This window comes from Pedobacter ghigonis (assembly GCF_903166585.1).
Taxonomy (GTDB): Bacteria; Bacteroidota; Bacteroidia; order Sphingobacteriales; family Sphingobacteriaceae; genus Pedobacter; species Pedobacter ghigonis.
Genome location: NZ_CAESCM010000005.1, coordinates 219,963 through 242,463, shown reverse-complemented (window position 1 = coordinate 242,463; position 22,501 = coordinate 219,963). Strand labels below are relative to the sequence as shown.

The following is a 22,501-nucleotide window of genomic DNA, read 5'->3' as shown; positions in this document are numbered from 1 at the left end:
ATCTTTTTATACTTTATCAATTATAAACCAATTCTAACACCCAACTGGAACGACCTGAACTGTGGCTCCAAAGTGGTATCTACACCTTGTGTAAAAATGCTGCCCGTTGCGCTCAGCTCCGGATCGTAGCCCAAATAGTTAGTTAGCGTAAATACATTATTGGCTGTTGCATATAGTTTTGCGTATTTAATTGCCCTGGCTTTAAGTGGTACGTTGTAGGTTAAATTTAAAGTGCGCAAACGCAGGTATGAGCCGTCTTCAATCCAGCGATCAGAAAATTGTGCGTTCCCCATTGGGTCGCCATAGCTGGCTTTAGGTACATTGGTTACCTGACCTTCGCCCCGCCAGCGGTTACGCATAATATCGGTTTGGTTGTAATAGCTGTTTCCTGATTCGAGTACCGAACGGGTATAGTTATAAATATCGTTACCGGTAACAAAAGAGAAAAGTACATCCAAACTCCAGTTTTTATAGCTGAAAGTATTGTTAATACTGCCATAAAGATCGGGATTCGGATTACCGATTACCATGCGGTCTGCATCACTGATGATTTTATCACCGTTGGTATCGATAAATTTAGTGTCGCCACCGGTAAAAGGCACCAATACACCTGAGCTATTCCTGATAGACAGGCCTGCAGCAGTAGCCTCAGCCGTGCTGGCATATACGCCATCGGTGCGCTGACCATAAAACAAATTAGCCGTTTGACCCACACGGGTTAAATAAGTACCATTGGCATAATTGGTTAAAATATCGGTACTACCCGGTAAACTGTTCACTTTATTTTTATAGGTGCCCAGGTTTATACCAAGATCCCATTTAAAGGTTTTATTTAAAATGCGGCCGTTTAAACCAAAGTCTAAACCCGAAGTGCGCATACCTGCCTGGTTATCGATATATGAATTAATGCCACCTACAGAAGCAACCGGTACGTATGCCAGCATTTTACCTGTGGTATGGATGTAATAATCGAGGCTAAAGCTTAAACGTTCGTTAAAAAATGAAGCATCAACACCGGTATTGAATTTAGCTACACTTTCCCATTGGATGGCCGGATTGGCAATGTTGCCCCTAACTACCCCTTGTAAACCCAAAAGGTTCTGAGAAATGTAATACTGCCTGTTGTTATAATTACCAATATCATCGTTTCCAACCAAACCGTAGCCTAACCTGAATTTCAATAAATCGATGTATTTATAATCGCGCATAAAGCTTTCGGAAGAAATTAGCCAGGCTCCGCTTATGGCTGGCAGAATAGCCGATTTATTGCCCAGGATATCTAAACCATAACCGCCAATGTATCGTACCGACGAAGAAATATCCCTCCTACCGAACCTCGACGACTGATCTACCGCAGCATTAAAACTTAAGTAATATTTGTCCTTGTAATTGTAATCGGCCGTTAAATAACTGTTTAAATTGCTCCATTTGCCAATATCGCCACCAAAATAGCGTAAAGCAGCGTTACTGTTGCCTATACTGATTAGTACATCGGTAGCCGAGTTGTAACCAATGGCATAGTCTTGCTCGCTTTTGGCCGAAGTATAGCGCGTACCCAATGCAGCATGTAAAGTATGGCCATTGCCAAACCTGCGGTCGAAACTCAAACGCAAATCATCGAAAACACTGAAATAACGAATTACTTGCGTGCCCAGTTTACTATCGCCAATGGTAGTTGGCAAAACTTCGTTGGTTACGCCTTTGCGTGGAATAAATAAAGTTTCCTGCGTTTTATCGTAAGTTACCCCGGTTAGGTTAGAAAGTTTAAATGTTTTGTTAAAAGCGTAATCGAAATTAATGTTACCAAAAAAGCGGTAGGCTTTTTTCTGGTTCAGGCCTTTTTCTATTAACGCCCGTGGATTACTTACCCCTAAAGTATCTGCATCGGCCAGGTTAGGTGAAACCGCCCCTGTTGAACTGATTTCGTTAACAGCTAAAAATGGTGCTTTTACCAGCGATAAGAATACGGGGTTAGAATTGGGCGCTAAGCCCTGGTCTTTTAACCGTTGCTCGGTATAAGTGAACGATAAATTGGTATTACCGGTCAGTTTTTTGGTTAAGTTCAGATCACTGTTAAAACGCATCGAGTATTTGTTGTTGTTCGTTGAATCGATCACACCCTTCTCGGCCGAGTAACCTGCCGAAAGTGCATATTTGGCAATGTTATCTCCTCCACTAACCTTTAAAAAATAGCTCTGATCGATGCTGTTCTTAAAAACCTTATCCTGCCAGTTTGTATTTTGGTGGTACATCGGATAATTTGGGTTGTTGGCAGGGTTAGGGTCATCGTTCATATAAGGCTGGGCTGCGATTGCACCGGCACTTAATCCCTGGCTTTTCAACACATCCGAAAGGTAGCTACGAAAATCGTCGACCCCCATTACATTGATGTTTTTAGGTCTTAAGTTAACGCCGGTGTAAGCCGAAAAATCGATGAGCGTAGCAAGGTCTTTGGCATGGCTGGTGGTAATGAGCATTACCCCATTTGCGGCCTTGGTACCATAAACCGCAGCGGCCGATGCATCTTTAATAAGCGTAACGTTTTCGATATCGCGTACATCAATAAACTGTAAAGGGTTATTGCGATGCCCGGTGGTTAGCGAAGTACCATACGAATTGGCATCATAAGGCATGCCATCTACTACATACAAAGGTTGGTTGGTAGCATACAATGAAGTAAAGCCACGTACAAATACATCGGCGCCAATACCTGGTGTACCCGATCGCCTGGTGGCATTAACACCCGCCAAACGGCCTTGTAAGTAACTATCGGGGGTTTCAGAATTAACTGCCCAGCCACCCTGCGGGTTTAAATAGCTTAAAGCCGCTGATGAGCGTGCCAGGTTTTGTGTACTTGCAGGCAAAGCCACTTCGGTAAACAACGAATTGTAATTGCTGGGATAAATTTTAATGGTGGCCAGTTTTCCTTTGTGCACCGGTAATAACTTGGTGTGGTAATTGGTAAAACTAACCAGCAAGGTTGCGTTATAATCGGGAACAATAATGGTAAACTTGCCATTGTTATCGGTTAAGGCACCCGAAAAATCGGTAATGGTTAATTTAACCCCGGTTATGGGTTTATTGGTGTACCCATCTACCACAATACCTGTTATTTTCTGGCCAACCAGTTTTTTTTGTTTCACCCTAACAGTGGTTGTATCAGTACTGTACTGCGCCGAATCTTTTCTGCTGGTATCGGTTTGCTGTGCGAAAGCCACTGCCGAGAACATGAGCCCAAACAATACAAGCGAAATTCCTTTTTTTATGATGGTAAAATTATGCATAGTCTTTTTTTGAATCAGATTACGGTTTAAGGAAGAATAGGTTCAAAGCGCAGGTAATCTAAAATGAGCGTATTCTGGTCTTTGGTTGCGGTATTGGCTGCCATTAAGCGGAGTTGCAGGGTTCCGAACTGTTGCGGCGTATAATCGCCCAGATACACTTCTGCGTAATTTAAAGGGGTTACAATTTGCGTGGCAAATAAATCGTAAACCAATGTTGTTGGGTTGTAAACAAAGTAGCGTTGTGTAAAATTTGCTACTTGCGAATCGCCCTGCGCACCCGATATGGCCCTCGCGTAAACCTTATATTTAACGGCCGCAACCGAGGCCAGGTAGTTAATGTAATATTCGGCAACACCATGGTTATATACCTCAATATCTTTGTAGGCAATGCCTTTATCATCCAGCTTTAACCGGTACAGGGTATTACCCGACCTATCCGATCGGAAACCAATGGGTAATTCGCCCTCTATTTTAAAGGTGGGCACTTTATCCCTGGTTCTGAAAGGCAAGGCATTCATCACATACACCATTCCGTTACTGGCCCGGTACGATTTTACGATGGCCGATTTTTTAACCGGAATTTTCACCCCTCTTGTCGAAATCAAAGTGTCAGGCAATTTATCTGGCGTGTACAAGCCTTTAGCTACCAGATCGCGCACCAGTACAAATGAACTTCCGTTAGGATAAAAAGGCTCTAAACGGTTGCGCTCACTAGTGTAAGTAGCATCCTGTAACATAAAAAAGGTATACTGCTGACTTTCTACCCTTAAATCGGCTACACTGTTCCAGTAAAAGTTTCGGGGTACCATTGGCGGGTTGGGTGCAAATATGGGGTTGCCCAGAGCATTGTAACCAATGATGGAAGCATTAGCCGTATCGATAACCTGTATAGATAAATTAGCAATGAAACTACTTTGAAGGGGCGCATCGGTACTGCCGAGCATAAAATCCCAAACATTTAGCTTGGTAGGTACCGCTTTATCAATTATATATAAAGCACCATTCTTTAGAAAAGCAGGATTCCCTACCACGGCGGCTTCTTCAAAAGTTGGCCCTACCATGGTGGCATATTTTTTATTTTGCAGCAATACTTTAACGGTATCGGTTACCCTTTTTGGTGCGGGCGTAGCGGTTAAGCCAATGTGATTGGCCACGAAATCTTTCAGTTTAACTGGATCGCTTACAATGGCCGCATCAAGCGTAGCCAATGCATCGTTGGTAGGTGCCCAAACGGTATAGGTTTGCGATGAGCTCAGTACTTTATCGTAGCCTGTACTTCTCACATATTCGGTAAACTTGCTCAGGTTAGCCTGACCTGCAATTTTCTGCAGCAGATCGGTACTAAAATCAACATTTACAATTTCGTTATGTTCATCCACGGCATTCTTACAACCGTTTAACCCAATTATTGTGGCTAACACTAACAGGATATGGAGTATGTTTTTTTTCATTTAAAAGTTATTAACGTTAAAAACAAATTAGTTTGCCAGGACTAAACACCTGGCAAAATTTTGCTATGGTTTAGGGAACTGATAGCCTTGCGTTGAAAAGCGAGGATAATTTTGGTCGGCATCTACCGGAATGAAATGGATCATATCCAGCCAGGTAAAACTATTAGAACCCAAACCGGTACTAATTACCGTTAACCTGATCCAATGCCTGTCGGTTGTGCCAATATCAACAGTACCAGCCAGCCTGCCCACGTTCAGATCCCATCCGGTGGTATTAATTTGCAATCCGCCTTTAATGGTTGCGCCATTTACCACCACACTTTCGGCCGTAGTTGCCATGTATCGTTTAAAACCATTAGTTAGCATTAATGGATCGGCAGAAGCCAAACCTGCGGTACTACTGGAAACACCCGATGAACCTAGTGATTGTCTGAAATCGACGATATTCGGTAAGATCTGCTCACCTGCCCTGCCTACATCTACACCAACCTGGTAAGCACAGGCACTGCTGTTAGAGGCATAACAAATCCACACTTTGTATTTACCTTTTACCAGCATCGGCGTTTTTAATTCAATCCATTGTGCCCTGGCTGTATTGGTTCCCATCGATAGGTTAAACATATCGTTGGCATTGTATTTACGGGTGCTGCCCGGCACAATTACATAGTCGTAGTTCTCAGGTGTAGTGGTTTTTGAGGGGTTGTTAAAAATCAACCCACTCAAAACACTGGCGCCATTGGCAATTAATGGTATCGTTCCGGCCGCCACTCCTCTCCATTTAGGGTTCGCCCTTAATTCTGGTTGATCGCATACATCAAAATAAACCGGAATCTGCAAGCGCACTTTTATGGTGAAAGGCTTTTTAACTTCGTGTAATACCCCGTTAGCAGTAGTAACATCACTAAAAGTCCTGTTAATTTCTACACCGGGTTCTACTACCCCATTGTATTCATCTTCGTTTAATAAAATTTTCTGACCAGCAAATTTGGTGGTGATAATTTCTTTTGGTGCCAGGGTATAAATGGCCGGACTGGTAATAATATCAGGTGTATAACTTGGTCCGGTTGAAACGTGATAAGCCATGTATAACCACAAACTATCGGCATGGCTTTTGGGGTTGCCTGTTTTTGAATAACGGGCCTTAAATGCTGCGTAATTGGCATAACCAGCAGCAACTAAAGCCGAATCAGACTCGAGCACAACGGTTTGAAACCGCCGTGTAGTATCGGTAACCGCAGCTTGCGCAACATTTAACGAATCGTAAAAACCAGTTTCTTTCAGTGCCTGGGTAAAATATTTATAACGACCGCTGGCTTCGATCATGGCTGCTGATGATAAAGTAACAGGAGTTAGCACATGATCGATAACGTGAATAATACCATTCCCCACCCTTACATTTGATTGGGTTATTTTGGCCAGTTTATTAACGATGTAATTGCTTTCTCCGGCCTCGTTTTTGATTCCGGTTTGTAAATACTGACCATAAAGCGTAATCTGCGCCAATTTACCATCGGTAAATTTATTGGTGGCTACGGTATCGGCCAATAAGTGGATTTTAACGATATCTTTGGCTTCCTCTACGCTTAAATCAGAAACCGAATTTTTACCCTTGGTTTTTAACCAGGCCGTTACGGCATCGTTGGTTGGGGTAAACAGTGTATATTTTCCATAAGCACCCAAAAATCCGGCAGTACCAGATTGTTCAACAATCTGTTTCATTAAGGAGAATTTGGCCGGAAATTTATCCAGGTAGCCAGTAATGTTTACATCATCGTTGGTAGTTTGTGTATAAGATTCTCTTTTACACGCACCGATAAGCGCAATACTGAAAGCAAAAACAATTGCCAATACCATAAGATTGCGAACATTGAAATTATTTTTCATGGCTTAATTATTTAGTGTAAAATGGATTTTGAACTAATTTTGAATCTGCAAAGAGTTCGGTATCGTTTATTGGCAGATAGTGGCTGTTAACATCTCTGAATTTGGTCATGGCCGATTGCTGTACCGCCGAGGAAACTGTTCTGGAGACCATATCCAATAAAATGCTAATCCTTCTGTAATTATCTCGTTTCGACATTCTCAGTACATCGTACCAGCGTTTTCCTTCGAAAGCAAACTCGCGTGCACGTTCTTCGAGTATGAAATCGCAGATACCATCGGGATCACTTGTGTTTAAAGATGGAAGTGTTACAGTACCTACATTGCGTTTGGTAACAATGGTATTTAAAATATCAATAGCTTCCTGCTCTCTCCCTGGTGTTAACGCCATGGCCTCTGCTTCCATCATCAGTACATCAGTAATGCGATAGGCCTGCCAGTTTACATACGAAGGGTTTTCTGTGCCATATTTAATGATATTCGAATCGGAGCCCCTGAAAAAAGTTCCATCGCCGCGGATATCGTAATTACGTGCCGGATCTATCGGATCGGGTACAAAAAGATCGGTTAACAGAAATGGAGAAGCTACAAAACGCCTTCTCGATTGAATTAATAAATTGTAAAAAATATTGCTTACAGCACCTGTTTCCTGCTGGTTGTTAAATTCGAATATAGTTTCGGTTGAGCTGCCATTGTAAAATACATTGTTGTACCAGCTTCCGCTTGCATTTTGCATGGCAAATTTTTGCGAGCTGATTACTTTAGTACATTCGGCAATACAAGCACTGTAATTATCCATCCATAAATACACATCCGCCAGTAAAGCATTTACACTAAATTTGGTTATCCTGCCCTTATCCGATACTGTATTGCCGTAAGTACTTACAACACCTGCTTCGGCCTTTTTTAAATCTGCAATAATCCGGTTCAAAATATCTGCAGCGGATGATTTAGGTAATTCCTCTAAATCGGTATCTTTTGATGAAGAAGTAAGTTTTAGCGGTACATCGCGATAATTCCTAACCAGGTAAAAATACATCATGCTCCGCAGTGCCAATGCTTCGCTGAGGTAGGCATTTAATTGTGCATCGGTAAGCGTAGGGTCGTTTTGTTTTACGCCGGGAGCAAAATCCAATACCGTATTGCAGTAATTGATGGTGCGGTAAAAGGCATCCCACTTGATGGTCGTATTGCTCGATACCAGGTTGTTATCGAAAATATCTTTTTCTTCGATGGTACTACCCGGACCTATCGAAATCATATCGGCGCGCATTTCGCCATACATAAACAGGTACTCGGTTAGGGCTTTATCGCCAACACCCGGAGGCGGGGCCAGTAAAGAAGCATAACAACCTGCTACTGCAGCCTGAATATCTTCTTTGGTTTTCCAGAAGCCTTGCCTTGTAATCCCATCCCGGGGCTGTAAATCCAACCACTTTTTACATGAGCTACTCATGATCAGCATCATAATTATGCCTGTGCTGTATATTATCTTTTTCATTTTATGGCTGATTAAAAGTTTGCAGTTAAACCTAAAGTCACCGTTTTAATAGGTGGCGTAGTAGAGTTATCGATTACAGTAGAAAATGCGGTTAATTTTACCGGCACCTCAGGATCCTGACCGGTATATTTGGTAAAGGTTAACACATTCTCCATCATCAAATTGGCACTTAAGCTTTTCATGCCAATCCTTTTCATAAAATTTTTGCTGAAATCGTATTTCAGGGTAATGCTGCGCAAACGCAGGTAGGAACCATCTTCTATGTAGCGGTCTGATCCTAAGTAATTGTAACCAACTGAATAAACTGCTCTTGGCATATCGGTTACATCACCTTCTGCGCGCCATCTTCTCAATACAGCCGTACTCTGGTTACTGAAAGCATTCATATTGGTGGTGGTGATTTTGGTACCATTGATAATCTGGTAGCCGGTACGGTAACTGAAATTGGCTCCGAAACGGATATTTCCGTTGATGGTGATTCCGGTTCCGAAACCACCAGTTAGTTTCGGGTTACCATTACCTAAATACACAATATCCTTATAGTCGATATTACCATCGTGATTAATGTCTTCGTACATGGCGTCGCCCGGCTGGAAAACATAATCAATAGAAGGGTACGCAAAACGCATGTACACTTTCTGACCATTGGGGCCAATAATCTGATTGCCTTTATCATCCAAAGCAACTGTTGAATTTAAATCTTTATAAACCCCTTTAAATTTAAATCCGTAAAACGAGCCAAACGGGTTATTCTCCTGAATATAAACCTTATAAACATTATTCGAGGTTACTTTACCTTTGTTCTCTCTCGGGTATAGTGGCGAAATTTCGCGGATGATATTCTCATTGTGCGAGATATTAAAGCTGAAATCCCACCTGAAATTTTTCTTTCTGATTAAGGTGCTGTTGATGTTAAACTCCCAGCCCTGGTTATCCATCGTACCCACATTCATATCTACCCCTGAGTAACCATTGTAGGTTGGGATGGCAATGCCCGGATAAAAAAGATCAGTAGTACGCTTGCGGTAGATATCAAAATCCATGTTTATGGCATTTTTGAACATATTAAGTGTTACCCCAAGATTTGATTGTGCTACCTTTTCCCATCTTAAATCAGATAATTCGAGATTGCTTGAGTACACACCAGCCATCCCCAAATAGCTGAAACCATAATTCTGGTAGGCATTTAAGTAAGTATAGTCGTAACGTGGGGCATTACCTACAATACCGTAACTGGCCCTGAAACTCAAATCATCAATATATCTTTCGGTGCGTTTCATAAAAGGCTCTCCCGATACCCTCCACCTTACCGATGCGGAAGGAAATACACCATAACGGTTATTAGGGCCAAACTTAGAGTTACCATCTCCCCTGATACCGGCATTAATGATATAACGGTCTAAAAATTTGTATTGTGCATTTAGTAGCAAACCTACCGAACGGCTTTGCGCAAATGATGAATAGGCAGATCCTGCGGCATTTGTACGTCCATCAATAGAGGGATCATCCAGATAAGACGAAGCAGTATTGGAAGCAAACATCCCCTGGCCTGTTCTGCGGCTATCATTACTATCAAACCTGGCAAAAGCAATCAGATCGTGTTTTGCGCCCAACTTAGGGGTATAAGCCAGGGTTAAATTAGTGGCCATTGTAAATCCGTCGCCATCAACATCACCAGCCGAATTTACTACCGCATCGGTAAACAGCCTGCCTGTTGCTATTTGCGGCAGGAAGGTTTTGGTTTTAGAGTTGTTAATATCAACCTGAAAATTTGCATTTAATCTTAAAAGTTCCGGAATAATCTGATACTGCAAAGCAAATTTTGGGATAATCCTTTCTCCGATTTGGTGGTTACTGGCAGCATTTGCCATTGCCAATGGATTATAGGTCCCCGGATAGGTGCCTTGTGCAGTAGCAAGCGGACTAAAGTAATTTGAAGTTAAATTGCCATATTCATCATACTCATAAACGGCTTGATTTGGCATTTTTTGATAGGCAATATCCCTGACATATCTGGAATACAAATTCTGGTTATCAACGTGCGTATAAACGATATCGGCACTGAACCTGATTTTATTCGACACCTGATAATCCAGATTTACACGCGCACTTAAACGTCCTAAACTGGTACCTCGGGTAGTACCCTGCTGATCGAAATAGTTTACCGAAGCCCTGTACTTGGCTTTTTCACCACCGCCGGAAATAGACAGGTTATGATCCTGCAGGTAACCGATCCGGGTGATGGCACTTAACCAGTCGGTATTGTTACTGTAATTAAAGAAGTTGTAAGGATCGTTAGGGTCGTATTGAAATTCTTTAGCAAACTCTGAAGTAGAAAACTGGCGGCCGGCATTGTAAAACTCTTCCAGAATTAACGTAGAGTATTGATTACCGTTCAGCATGGGTATGGCACTTGGCTGTTTCGAATAAGAACCTTTAAAATTATAGGATATGGCCGGTGGCCCCATTGCCCCGCGTTTGGTGTTAATTACCAGTACCCCATTGGCAGCCCTCGAACCCCAGATTGCCGTTGCGGCAGCATCCTTTAATACACTGATATCCTTAATATCGGATGGCGCTATATTTAACAGCTGGCCATAGTTGTTTTCATCCGATGTAGCAAAGTTGAAATCAGATGGGATGGAAATATCGTAAGGCATACCATCTACCACAATTAAGGGATCTACAGCGCCGTTAATAGAAGATGTACCCCTGATCCGGATCTGCATTGGTGCTCCCGGATCGCCGCTACTCGCTGCAATATCCAAACCTGCAAGCCTGCCCTGTAAAGCCTGATCAATAGAGGCCGCCTGCATATCTTCGAGCTCTTTTGCATTAATGGTACCGATGGCCGAAGTCTGATCGCGCTTATCGATGCTCATACCGCTACCGTTATCGGTTTTTGCTTTCGAAACAATCTGCACCTCATCCATCTGGTTATCGGCCGACTCTAACTGAAAGTTAATCGTTGCCTTATCAATCGCAATAGGCGCGGTTGATTTGTACCCGATATAGGAAACTGAAATGCGGTAAGATTTATCGGCTACTGGTAAGGTGTAATTTCCATCAATATCTGATGACACTCCTTTGATTACCCGGCGGTCTTTATCAACAATTACAACCGAAGCACCAATAATAGGCTGCTTATCCTTTTTATCGATGATTTTCCCCCGCACGTAATTAATTTGCTGCGCATTGGCCATAAACGATGCCAGTAAAAAGCACAGCAAAGCACCTAAGCCTAATGTATATTTTTTAGTCATATCCGGTTAGAATTGATATTTTAAGTAATTATTGATCTGATGGATTATTGCCCGGTTGGAGAGCACATTGCTCCGGTCGGTTGGCCCCAACAGTACATTAACTGTACGGTTGGTTACATCTTTTACCATTAAGCTGGTAGTGGTGTTAATGGTTACCGTTATTTTAGCAGCGTCACCACCATCATTTTTCAGCAGGGATTCGAACTCCCCTATTTTTTGCCCATCGCTTGCAAAACTGTTCTTATTCACAATGTGGTACTGGATAAACTTACTTACTTTGGTTACATCCAAACCATCGGTAGGGGCAAAATTGGGCACACCTAATGAAGCCGCACCTATTGAAGGCAATAGGCCATCTTTTACAGCCTGCACAATTGCCGCATTGGTAGGGATTAAAAAAGTATAGAAAACACCATCAGTAATTCCACTTATTGCGCCTGTTGCCGGTGTATACAATATGCTTCCTTTCAGGTACTGGAAAAAATTATAATAAGGATCGGCTGGTAAAGTACCGTATTTCTCGATGTGTTTGCTGATAGGCAATACGGTATAGGTAAGGGCCTCTTTGCCATATACCGCAGCACCATTAACCGGAGTGGTGCCGATAGAATCGACCGGAATTGTTTGTTTGGCAACCAGGGTACTGTCTTGCGTACCTGCAGAAAGCAATTTACCCGATGCATATTTAATGTATTCGCCGTTCGAAGTTTCTAAAACTCCTGAACCCGTTGCAAAATTTGGGATATCCCTGTTCCCCAGCGGAATAATGTGGGTTTGCAAAATGCGTCTTAAGGCAACCAAATCTCCCCTTATCGGTGCCGATGCATAAAAAGGATCGTAATTGAATCCCATTTTTCTTAAAGTTACATCGGGGATCATCACTACAACATAGCGGAGGCTTGGCGTTTTAAGCGCAGTGGTTAAACCAAAATAAATGAGCGCCTGTTTCATCACATTGTAATCAGGATCAAGATTAATGTTACCATAAACGGTAGAGAACACGCTTGCATTCTGCGCCTTATTAATGCCGTATAAAAAGCCATTACTTAATGCTTGTTTATCAATTACATCGGCGGTAGTACGGGTAGTAATATCGTTCAGGAAGTTAGGCGTAGTGCTAAACTTACTCGGCCAAACAGTAGTGGTAAACAGGTGCGAATTCACAAAATCCTTAATCACATCTGGTGCTACCACGTATAAATCGTTGAGGTTATTTACACCTTTTTTCTTCCAGTATTTAAGCAGAACATTTTGTGCGTAAGTATTAACCGCGGCATTGGTAGGTGCAAATATGCTGTAAGAACCCTGCTGGGCATCGTTGGCATCAACTTTCAGGTAATTTTCGTTGTTTGGCGAAAAAGCCAGTAAAATGCTGTATGTTTTGGCATAAACGTTAGCCGCTTTACCTGTGAGGACTTCGTAACGGTGAGAGATATCGGTATTTAAGGAATAGGTAACAAACTTATCCAACAGGCCTTTGAAAACACTGTAATCGGCTTTTTCATTGATGTATTGATCGATACTTTGTGGAGGCGTTAACACGCGGTCTACCACATGGATTACCCCATTTTCGGCGATGATATTCTGTTGCCCGTCTACTAATCTGGCTGCGCCAATATTGTTGCCATTGTAACTGCTGTTGGGATAGAAAAAGTTATAGTCGGCCGCTGAGAGGCTATTAAAGGTCATGTAAGGCGACAGGAAATAACTGATACTTTTATTGTTGAAATCGCTGGAGAGGTAAGAACCATTGCGATTGGCCGCAATTACCTTAATGGCATTACCGCTATTGTCTTTCCCATCGTAAACAAAATCGTAGTAAACCGTTCTTCTTCTGAAAGCACTGTTTTTCACAAAGCCCTTAACAGAGAAAAAATCGCTCAGCCTTTCTATCTTTTCACCATCGTAAATCATCGAATAACGTACAATTTTCGAAGCGAGATCAACCGAAACTTCTGTGAGGTTATTATCTTTTAGGTAGGTAGCAAAAGCTTCATCAGTTGGTGCAAAAACTGTCCACGAGCCTGCTGCGCTTAAAGTTTCCTTGTAACCGGCCTTATCTACACAATCTAAAAACTTAGTGAAAGTACCTTTGGCCTGGAGCTGTTGATAAATCGGATCGCCCAAATTTTCGGGACGGCCATAAAACTCATCAAATTCCTTTTTCCGGCAACTGCTCAGAAAAAAGATAACTGTCAAAAAGACGATTAAAAATCTGGGTAAAATTATACGCATAGCAATTTTATTGGATAACGGCCATTAAAAATACTGGGCAATAAAAAGCTAGGTATCTAAATCAATTAGAAGTTTGCAGAGATAAAAAATTGACTAAAAATGATGCGTAGATTTTTATTGCATAGAGTGGTATTAACGTTCGTTAATTAAATTTTGGTTAAAAGGTTATCTGGTTAGAAAAATTATTTCTTAAATATAAAAACGTGCAATAAAAATCCCATCCTGTACTATCCTGCCTTTTTATTGTAAAATATTAGCATGAATGTAAAACAGCAGTTTTTGGATCGCTAAATCGATTAATCTTAACGAAAATTAAAATGTTAAATATTTTTCGACTGATTACGCATACATGATTTTAACAAAAAATGTGAATATGGGGGAGATCGTCATTTCGACAGTAGTGGAGAAATCTATCTTGAAATCATTTTGCTGCGCTGAGCACTTGGTGATTGACGAGTGCATTAAGATTGCCAGTCAAGTTGGCAATGACGGGAGGCGTTAAGGTGGGTAAAAACGTGTGTACACCATAGGTGTTGGCAGAAATCTTAAAGCTTACGCATCAAGGCTTCTCTTAATTATAAAGGTTTAGTAATTCTATTACCGAACTACTAAACCTTTATAGCAATGACAATGAAGGTTTAAATTTCATTCTTTTAATGATAAGGTGTAATGGTTACCGGCCCTATTAATCCGGATGGCATTACCTTCCAGTTTGTGGCATCAAAATCCTTATAATTGATGTTCACAAAATTGATTTCATGGTAATTGCGCCAGGGTATTTTTTTAATGTCCATATCCCTGATCCGGTTGGCCATTAAATTAACCACTTCTATTTTAATGGTATTGGTGCCTGCTTTCAGGTATTTGCCAATACGGGTTTCGAAAGGGATGCTCCACAAAATACCTACTTCTTGCCCGTTAATCCATACCCTTGCGCTTTCATCAACCTGGTTCAGGTTTAGCAGATATTCTTTGGCCGTTTTCTCTTTTAAATCAAAGCTAGAGCTATACACGCCAGTTCCCGAAAAGGCCTGCAGTTTAGGATCGCTTAATTCCGTCCACGATACCAGTTGACTGAGCTGCTGATCGGCAGGAATTTCTGGTCCGCCAGCGGTAAAATGCAGCTTCCAGGGTTTAGTTATGGCTATTGGATTAGCAGCCTTATTGAGGTAAAGCCAGGGTTTATTTTCGGCTACATTGCTTCCAACCTGCAGCACCAGGCTTTCGCCCGATTTAATCTGTACACGCACTTTTCCATTATTTATTTCAGCCAAACCTACCGCCGTACTTTGCGGGTCCATAATCAACACCGAACCAGCTTCATTCAATGCCAGAAAGGTATCGATATCTTTAGCGGTATGGTTAACCAGATAGTAATATTTGCCTGTGGTGGTTTTTCTCCTGATAAACTGTAACCCTAAATCGGTCAGGGCTTCGCGTTTAACTGCAACTGATTGCAAGCTTTTTTCAACATCACTGCTTAGTATGATTTCGCCTTTCCCGGTTTTAAATGTTTTAATACCATCGTTTCCTTCTGTAAAAGTAAGTTTGGCCAAAATAGATTTTAACTGCCCCTGTCTGGCGCTCAGGTTATTTAAACCGGGAACATCTTGCGGTAAAGCCTGAAAAATCACTTTAGCCCCATTATTGGCCAGCTGTATAATCGTGGTTAGAGTTTCAACACTCATAATTTCGCATTGCGGAATAAGCAATACCTTGTATGGAACCGCTGCGTTGCTGGTGCTGATCTGTTCGCCATTTATGGTCGATTTCTTCAACAACCTGTCGGATGCGAAATCGTAGGCATAACCCGATTTTGAAAGCTGTTTTGCAAGTTTATAAAATGGTGTCGGATGCAGCCATTCGTCTACATCATGCACTTTCAGCGCCATATCCAGGCCTTTGGCCTTATTCCAAACATCGTAAACCGGCCAATAAATCAAAATTTCGTTATCGGCTTGCCCCGACTGGAGAATAGACTGACAGCGGGCAATATAATTGTTTAATCCCTGCGCCTGCGGCCATAAACTGTTGTTTGGATTCATTTCTACCGAAGCATAAAACAACCAGCCCGGCCAGGGCACATTGGCTGGCGAATTGGTGGTACCGTGGTAAAAAACATGGTTAATACCCGATAAAAACAACTGCTCTACCTCTGGTTTGCACTGCGAAAAAGAAGTTTTAAAGTGCTCGGTAAGCCAGGTAAAAGTTTCTGATGAAATGAGTTTTTTGCCTCCTGTATGCCCTGCTGATGAAGCAAATTTAGACATGATCGGATCGGGATCTACGTTTCTGACATCGCCGGCATCGCGTCTGAGTCCGGCAATTGGAAAATAGCTGGAACCAAAAATTTCTGTTTCGGGAATATCAACTGCTCCATACAAATCGAGCAGGTTACCCGGCGAACCATGCGATTGGTTTTTGGTTTTCGATTGAAGGCCGTGTGCCCAATCGGTCCAGTTTTGGGTAAAGTTATGGAGCAAAAGTTCGTCCATAGTCTCCCTGTAATCGGATTTTAAACGGGCTATGTTTTCGCCGGTAGAGTCTTTACTACTTAAATCTTTAAGGTAGCCGGCTAAATCATAACCCCTGTTTTTCTTAAATTCCTGCAAAAAAGTGGGTGTCCACGTGGCGCCATACACTTCGTAACTATCGTTAAAAAACGACCTGATGCCTTGTGGTTTTCCGGCAAAAGCATCTGAAAATCTTTTTAAGTAAACATTTACAGCATTTTTATCCAGATGATCTAAAGTAAAACCCTCGCCTCCGGGTGCCGCACGTTTAACCATTTGCCTGGTTTTACCTGCAAAGGCAGCATAAATAGCCCAGTTTCCACTACCAGACGACCAGTTTAAGTTGCCGTTTCCGTCAACTTTTGAAAGTAGATCGAGTACCTGGCCATTTTCGCTATAAGCGGTTACAGCTTGTAACTGTGCAAATTCCTGTTTGGCTTCTTTAACTTTAATGGCTTCGGTTAATTTTTCACCGGCTTTCAGGGCATATTGCTGAACAATTAATTTGGTGGCGGCATTTTCGGGCTTAATTTGCGGACCACCAAATGGCCAGCCTGTGCCTGTATTCATGTCTACACCTAACCCCAGGGCATTGGCTTTGTTAACGGTAAAATGTAAGCTATTCATCCAGGCAGGCGATAAAAAATCAAGATATTGTTTTTCATAGCCCTTAGCGCCATAAATAGGGGTAATTTCTACCCCACCCAATCCTGCATCCTTATATTTTTGCAATACGGCACTCAGATTCTGTTCGTCGACAGCGTTGCCCATCCACCACCAGCGGGTCCAAGGTTTCATTTGCTTTTCGATAACAGGCCAGCCACCTGTATTTTTTACTGGTTTTTGTGCTTTGGCTATCCCAAAAGTTAGGGTACCAAGCAGCAGGACAGGAAAGATTTTATGTAATTGCATCATTTTAATCTAAATGGAATACCATTTCTAATGGGAATGTTTTTGGAGAATGATCTGCATTGGTTTCCATAATATCGGCCATGTATGCCCACCACTTGTGCACAATTTGGGTGCTGCCCAAATCTTGCGATGAACTTCCATTTTGCTGCTGAACGGCAAAGAGCGTGTTGGTTTCTTCATCTAAAAAGATAGAATAATCGCTGATGCCATTCTCTTTTAACAAAGTTACGAGTTCAGGCCAGATTTCATCATGGCGCTTCTTGTATTCTGTTTCAAAACCGGGTTTAAGTTTCATCTTAAATGCAATTTTCATGTTTTCGATTTTATTTTTTTAGTGGTTTTGTTAAAACCCGTTTATTTTAAGTCGTCGTCATTCCCGCGCAGGCGGGAATCTTTACGCTACCTCCAAAACCAACCAAGGCATTACGATTCCCAATCAAGTTGGGAATGACGAAAGCGCCAGACGCATCTGCCATGCTTAGTGTCCTTGACCAACCTGCCTAATTTACTACAATATTCAAATCAGCGCTGTTATCTCCGACAGATTTGACCCAAAGTATTTTGTTTTTAATATCGTAAAACCAGCCTCCTGTTTTATCCAATGCGCCTGGTGTTTTCTCTATTTTTAACTGCGTACCGTTTTCGGTAACGGTTGTAGGCGCTGTTTTTCCAGTCCAATGTATTTTAGCCATGTATTTATGGCTAGTTGCTTTAAAATTCCCGGCAGGCTTATTCACGTTGAGTGTAAAACCTGTCGATTTTAACGAAGCGGTAATGGTGGTTAAAGCAAAATCTTCTTTTTTATAGGCTGCGCTTAAATTATCATCTTCATAGAGTTCATATTTAGATTCACCATAGGGAAAAACATCCAGCGTAATTATATCAACCGGTTTTTCGCCACTGTATGCCATTTCTGGCTGCATCGGAATAATACTGCCAGCTTTTACAAACAATGGAATGGTATCTAAAGGCGCTACAACATGATGATAACTTTTACCATTGTATTGCTCCCCTGTCCAATAGTTAAACCAGGTACCTTCGGGCAGGTAAACCGAGCGGGTAATAGCACCTTTGGTTGTAACGGGCGCAACCATTAAATTATCGCCAAATAAATATTGATCGCCAATTTCGTACACATTTTCGTCATCCTGATAGTTTAGCACTAAAGCCCTCATCATCGGTAAACCTGTTTGGTATTGCTGGTGCATACTGGTGTAGAGGTAAGGGAACAAACGGTAGCGCAACAAATCGTATTTTTTAAAATTACGCAGGGCATCTTCACCATATTTCCAGGGTTCTTTATAGCCGGGATGATCCATTCCAAAAACCAGTGCAATGGGACTGAACATTCCAAACTGAACCCAACGGATATACAATTCGGGATCGGACTGATGTTCAAAACCGCCCATACAATGTGCCCATGAGCCTACGCCTGATAAACCTACATTTAAACCTGCCTTAATAACGGGCGCAAAATATTGCCATTCGCTGGGCCAGTCGCCGGCAAAAATGTAAGGGTAACGCTGTATGCCTGAGTAACCTTCTCGGGTTTGATTTAATCCCCTAAAGCCATTAAATTTTTCAAATTCCAGAAACGGTGCTTTGGCATAAGCCACCGGAAAGAGGTTGTGCAGGCGCTCTGCATCTTTTCCTGTTGGCCCTACTTTTTCACTTTCGTTGGCGAGTGCACCAAAAGCACTTCCTTCGTCTGTTTTCAGGAATTTAGCGCCTAATTTTGCAACGCGCATTACGCCATTATCCCACCACCATTGTGTGGCCTTTTCATCAAAAAAGTTTACAAATTCGCCCGGTTTACCATTTTCGGGATAGGTATAACCTTTTTCCCTGGCCTGATCTAACAGGTTTAATTTTTTGGCATTATCAAACCTCGGGCGAAGGTGCAAGCCTACCATTTTATAGTTCATAGCATAAATGCTATCGAACATCGATTTTGGATCTTTAAAAGTTTCCCTCCACTCAAAAGAAGTAGCACCTTTTCCACCGTTTTCGCCAAATAAGCGCCAGGTCGAATCGAGCCAAAGCAAATCAACGGGAATCCCCAGCGACCTGTATTTTTTTGCCAGTTCAACCACGTAATGATCGGAAGTTTGTGCTTCGTAGCCCCAGGTGCCACCACTATAAGTACCCGCATGTAAGCCTAAGGCAAACTGAGGCAACATTGGCGATTTACCTGTAATGCTGGTATAGTAATCTAAAATAGCAGGGAAAGTTGGTCCATACATGAAATAATAATCCAATTCTCCATCAGCCGCCTTAAAGCTGTACTGGTCTCTTTTCGAAGCCCCCATGTCCCATTCGGTAGCGAAAGAATTATGCAGAAAAATGCCATATCCTTTTGTGCTCATAAAAAACGGAACCGGGCAATAATTGGCTTCCAGTATGTTGTAAGCGCCGATAGCATGTGGCAAACCTTTACCCCGTCCAACATTTAAAGTTACTTTTTTGAAACGGCGGTCCATAAAATCCATGCGCTCGCCAAAGCCAAAGAAATGCTCATCGGCCTGCAGTTTTTTGGTTACGCCAACCCTGGTATCTACTTTAGTTATTGCGTTGTTTGCGTCGCTGCTTAACAATTTACCTTTGGTATCATAAACATCAAGTCTAAACGGCGATTTATACAATTTAACAGTCAGTTTGGCGGTAGTTAGCAAAAAATGATCCTGCTTATCCGAAACTTTAAAGTTAACATCGTCCCATTTGTACTGAATTACCATCAGGTTTTCATCGGCTTCGAATTTACCGTTCCAGCTGGTTCTGATGCGGAATATTTCTGGTGTGCAGAATTCAAATTTCACCTCCCCTTTGGTGGTCGAAAATGAAATGATATTTCCTGCTTTTTTAAAACCGGATTTATAATCGCCTATACTTTGCGCCTGGGCAAAAGACAGGGCAAAAATTAAGGAGAGGGCAAAGACTATAAGTTTCTTCATTGTATTATTTTATTTCCAACTGGTTAAGCACTAATCCCGGATCGAGCATATAGATTTTAACTGTTGATTTACCTGTTTTATTTACCTGATGTTTGGTTATACCCGAAGCGTAACCTTGCAATACATTCTGTTTCCAGATGTTATTTTCTGAAGCCGGAGAAATATTAATTACCTGAGGCTGATCATCATTAACCGAAATGGCATAACGCACTTTTATACCGCTATTAACGCCCTGGGTAGGTAAACACTTCACCTCAACCTGGTGTTCACCCTGCGTTTTAAAATCAATGTTATAGCTAACAAAAGGTGCATTTTGCAAGTCTTTTTCGCTAAAAGGTTTAAATGTAAAAGGAAGCACAGAAATGCCATTGCCACCCAGACCGAGTCCTTTAAGGATTTGTAATGAAAGTTCTTTTGGCGATGATTTTGCGAGATATTCAGCTGCACGAACGGTTATTTTATCTTCGGCTTTCGCTTTAGGGGCCGATGACTGTGTCGCTACTGTATCTGCTACTTTGGGCATTTTAAAAACGGCCAAATCACGTGGTTTCCAGCTCATCATTCCGTTCCATTTGCCGCCTGCAATTTCTTCATTGTATTTTTTGGTAATTACCTGAATCTGATCAAAAGCTGCTTTCGATTTTTTCGAATAGCTTAAAGCCGATTGATCTCCGTTTGCAGCCAAGACCAAGCTTTTTTTGGCGTATAAAATTTTCTGGTTCATCAGCATCGCCCCTTCAACCGGGTAAAGGATCAGCTCAAAATAAGCATCTTTTAACCTGGCCGGAATTTGATCAGCTAAACTTTTGGCCTGATGATAAATCTTTTCGTAAGCGGCTAATCTTTCGTCTGCTTCTTCGTCGGTAAAATTAACACTGGCCATATGCTCGGGTTTGGCGGCTTGCGCCAGGCGATAATAAACTTCTTTTATTTCGGCAATCGGTTTTGCAAATTCGGCACCAAAGGTTTCGGCAGCCCAGCTTTCAGTATATCGATTGGCATTTTCGGGTTTCCATTGGTTTACATTCCAGGCCAGATCCATTGCAAACTGGGTTTCCATTTCTGCAGGTTTAATATCGCCCACATTAATTACCCAAAGGCGGTCGGCATTATACTGATAGGCTTTGGTTAACTCGTAAGCCATAAGCGATGGAGAAATAGAGGAAAGCCAAAGGTAATCTTGCGGTGCGCCCCAGTACGAGATATGGTAATACACACCGCTCCCACCCGATCGTTTTTGCTCTACGGGATTAGAAAGCTGGCGGATATAACCGTGATTATCATCCGCCCAAACAATCGTCACATCATCAGGTAGTTTTAAACCCGCCTGATATAAAGACAGTACTTCTTTATAAGGGCAAAAAATCTGTGGAATGGAACTTATAGGTTTAGTGATGTTTTTGCTCAAAATACTGCGTTGATCCGCAATTACCTCGCCCAGCAATTTTACCTTTTCATTTTTATCTTTTGGGCCGGGCATACTCCCATCGTGAATGCCACGCATCCCAACGGTATAAACCGATTCGTAATTTTTAGCCTGTTCTACGCGGTCGGTCCAATAACTTGCAATTTCATTTTTGTTGAGATCGTAACGCCACTCGCCCGGTTTCTTGCCATATTCGTGCTCAAAATTCTCCGCCCATTCAAAAACATTGTTGCGCAGCATGGGTTCGCAATGGCTCGAGCCTAAAATAATAGCGTACTTATCGGCCATTATGGGATTATTGGCATAATAATAAAATGCTTTGGTTGAAGGGTGCATACCCGGCCAGATATAATTGGCTTTTAGCCTGAGCAGCAATTCGAATATTTTGGTGTAGGTTTTGGGGCCAATGTCTTTTACATCTGTATCCATCATTTTAGCCGCCCAGGGTTGGATACCCCAGTCTTCATCATTAATAAAAATCCCACGATATTTAACTGATGGCGATTCTAGCAAAGGCTGCCCGGCTTTTACGTAGAGTGATTTTTTAGTTGCCGGTTTAACATCTGCCCACCAACAAAGGGGCGAAACACCCAGCATCCGCGACAGCTGAAAAACACCATAAGCCGTGCCCCTTCTATCGCTGCCAGCAATAACCAAAGCTCTTTTCACTCCTTTTACCGGATTTTCGATAACTGAAACAGAAAAGGTTTCCCACTTGCCAGATAAACTGGTGCTGTTGATTTTCCCTGACCTGGCCAGTTGATCGACATAAAACGACTGCCCCATTGTACCGACAATAATAGGATAAACACTTAAAGCAGTATTATTTTTCAAAACCTGAGCGGTTTGCCCCGTTAACAACTGAATATCAGCTTTAAAAGCTTCGGCAGCAATATGAACCACTTCAGCATCCTTTTCATCAATGTAAATGGCTGCAGGTTTTTCGCCATCAACAACAGGGAAAGCTAAAGCACTGTTAATTTCAGAAACAGCGATACCTGCTTTTTGTGCCCTGCTTTGTTCAGGCAGCAAAAAGAAGGAAATCAATACCAATAAACCCGCTAAATTTCTGAAATTCATGCTA

At 42.0% G+C, this 22,501-nt stretch carries 10 protein-coding genes; all 10 read right to left on the bottom strand.

Annotation, left to right across the window (positions count from 1 at the left end; all coding sequences use genetic code 11):
- Positions 1 to 20: 20 nt before the first annotated feature.
- Complete coding sequence (locus HWV58_RS10020; RefSeq protein ID WP_175633972.1) at positions 21 to 3,284, bottom strand: SusC/RagA family TonB-linked outer membrane protein; 3,264 nt, start codon at positions 3,282 to 3,284, stop codon at positions 21 to 23.
- A 26-nt stretch (positions 3,285 to 3,310) separates the two neighbouring features.
- Positions 3,311 to 4,735 carry a fasciclin domain-containing protein gene (locus HWV58_RS10015; RefSeq protein ID WP_175633971.1) on the bottom strand — a complete coding sequence of 475 codons (1,425 nt, stop codon included), beginning with the start codon at positions 4,733 to 4,735 and terminating at the stop codon, positions 3,311 to 3,313.
- A 63-nt stretch (positions 4,736 to 4,798) separates the two neighbouring features.
- On the bottom strand, positions 4,799 to 6,619 hold the full coding sequence (locus tag HWV58_RS10010) for a fasciclin domain-containing protein (protein ID WP_175633970.1): 1,821 nt from the start codon (positions 6,617 to 6,619) through the stop codon (positions 4,799 to 4,801).
- A gap of 7 nt (positions 6,620 to 6,626) precedes the next feature.
- Positions 6,627 to 8,117: a RagB/SusD family nutrient uptake outer membrane protein gene (locus HWV58_RS10005; RefSeq protein ID WP_175633969.1), complete on the bottom strand. Its 1,491-nt coding sequence runs from the start codon at positions 8,115 to 8,117 to the stop codon at positions 6,627 to 6,629.
- Positions 8,118 to 8,128: 11 nt separating this feature from the next.
- Positions 8,129 to 11,380 (bottom strand): SusC/RagA family TonB-linked outer membrane protein, encoded by a 3,252-nt coding sequence (locus HWV58_RS10000; protein WP_175633968.1) that lies wholly within the window; start codon positions 11,378 to 11,380, stop codon positions 8,129 to 8,131.
- Between the two features lie 6 nt (positions 11,381 to 11,386).
- Positions 11,387 to 13,579 (bottom strand): fasciclin domain-containing protein, encoded by a 2,193-nt coding sequence (locus HWV58_RS09995; RefSeq protein WP_175633967.1) that lies wholly within the window; start codon positions 13,577 to 13,579, stop codon positions 11,387 to 11,389.
- Positions 13,580 to 14,268: 689 nt separating this feature from the next.
- Positions 14,269 to 17,043, bottom strand: coding sequence for a glycosyl hydrolase (locus HWV58_RS09990; RefSeq protein ID WP_235972695.1), 2,775 nt, complete (start codon positions 17,041 to 17,043; stop codon positions 14,269 to 14,271).
- A 1-nt stretch (position 17,044) separates the two neighbouring features.
- Positions 17,045 to 17,353: an L-rhamnose mutarotase gene (gene rhaM, locus HWV58_RS09985; RefSeq protein ID WP_175633966.1), complete on the bottom strand. Its 309-nt coding sequence runs from the start codon at positions 17,351 to 17,353 to the stop codon at positions 17,045 to 17,047.
- Between the two features lie 187 nt (positions 17,354 to 17,540).
- Positions 17,541 to 19,991, bottom strand: a complete 2,451-nt coding sequence (locus tag HWV58_RS09980; protein ID WP_175633965.1) for a glycoside hydrolase family 31 protein — start codon at positions 19,989 to 19,991, stop codon at positions 17,541 to 17,543.
- Positions 19,992 to 19,995: 4 nt separating this feature from the next.
- Positions 19,996 to 22,497 carry a glycosyl hydrolase 115 family protein gene (locus HWV58_RS09975; RefSeq protein WP_175633964.1) on the bottom strand — a complete coding sequence of 834 codons (2,502 nt, stop codon included), beginning with the start codon at positions 22,495 to 22,497 and terminating at the stop codon, positions 19,996 to 19,998.
- Positions 22,498 to 22,501 lie beyond the last annotated feature (4 nt).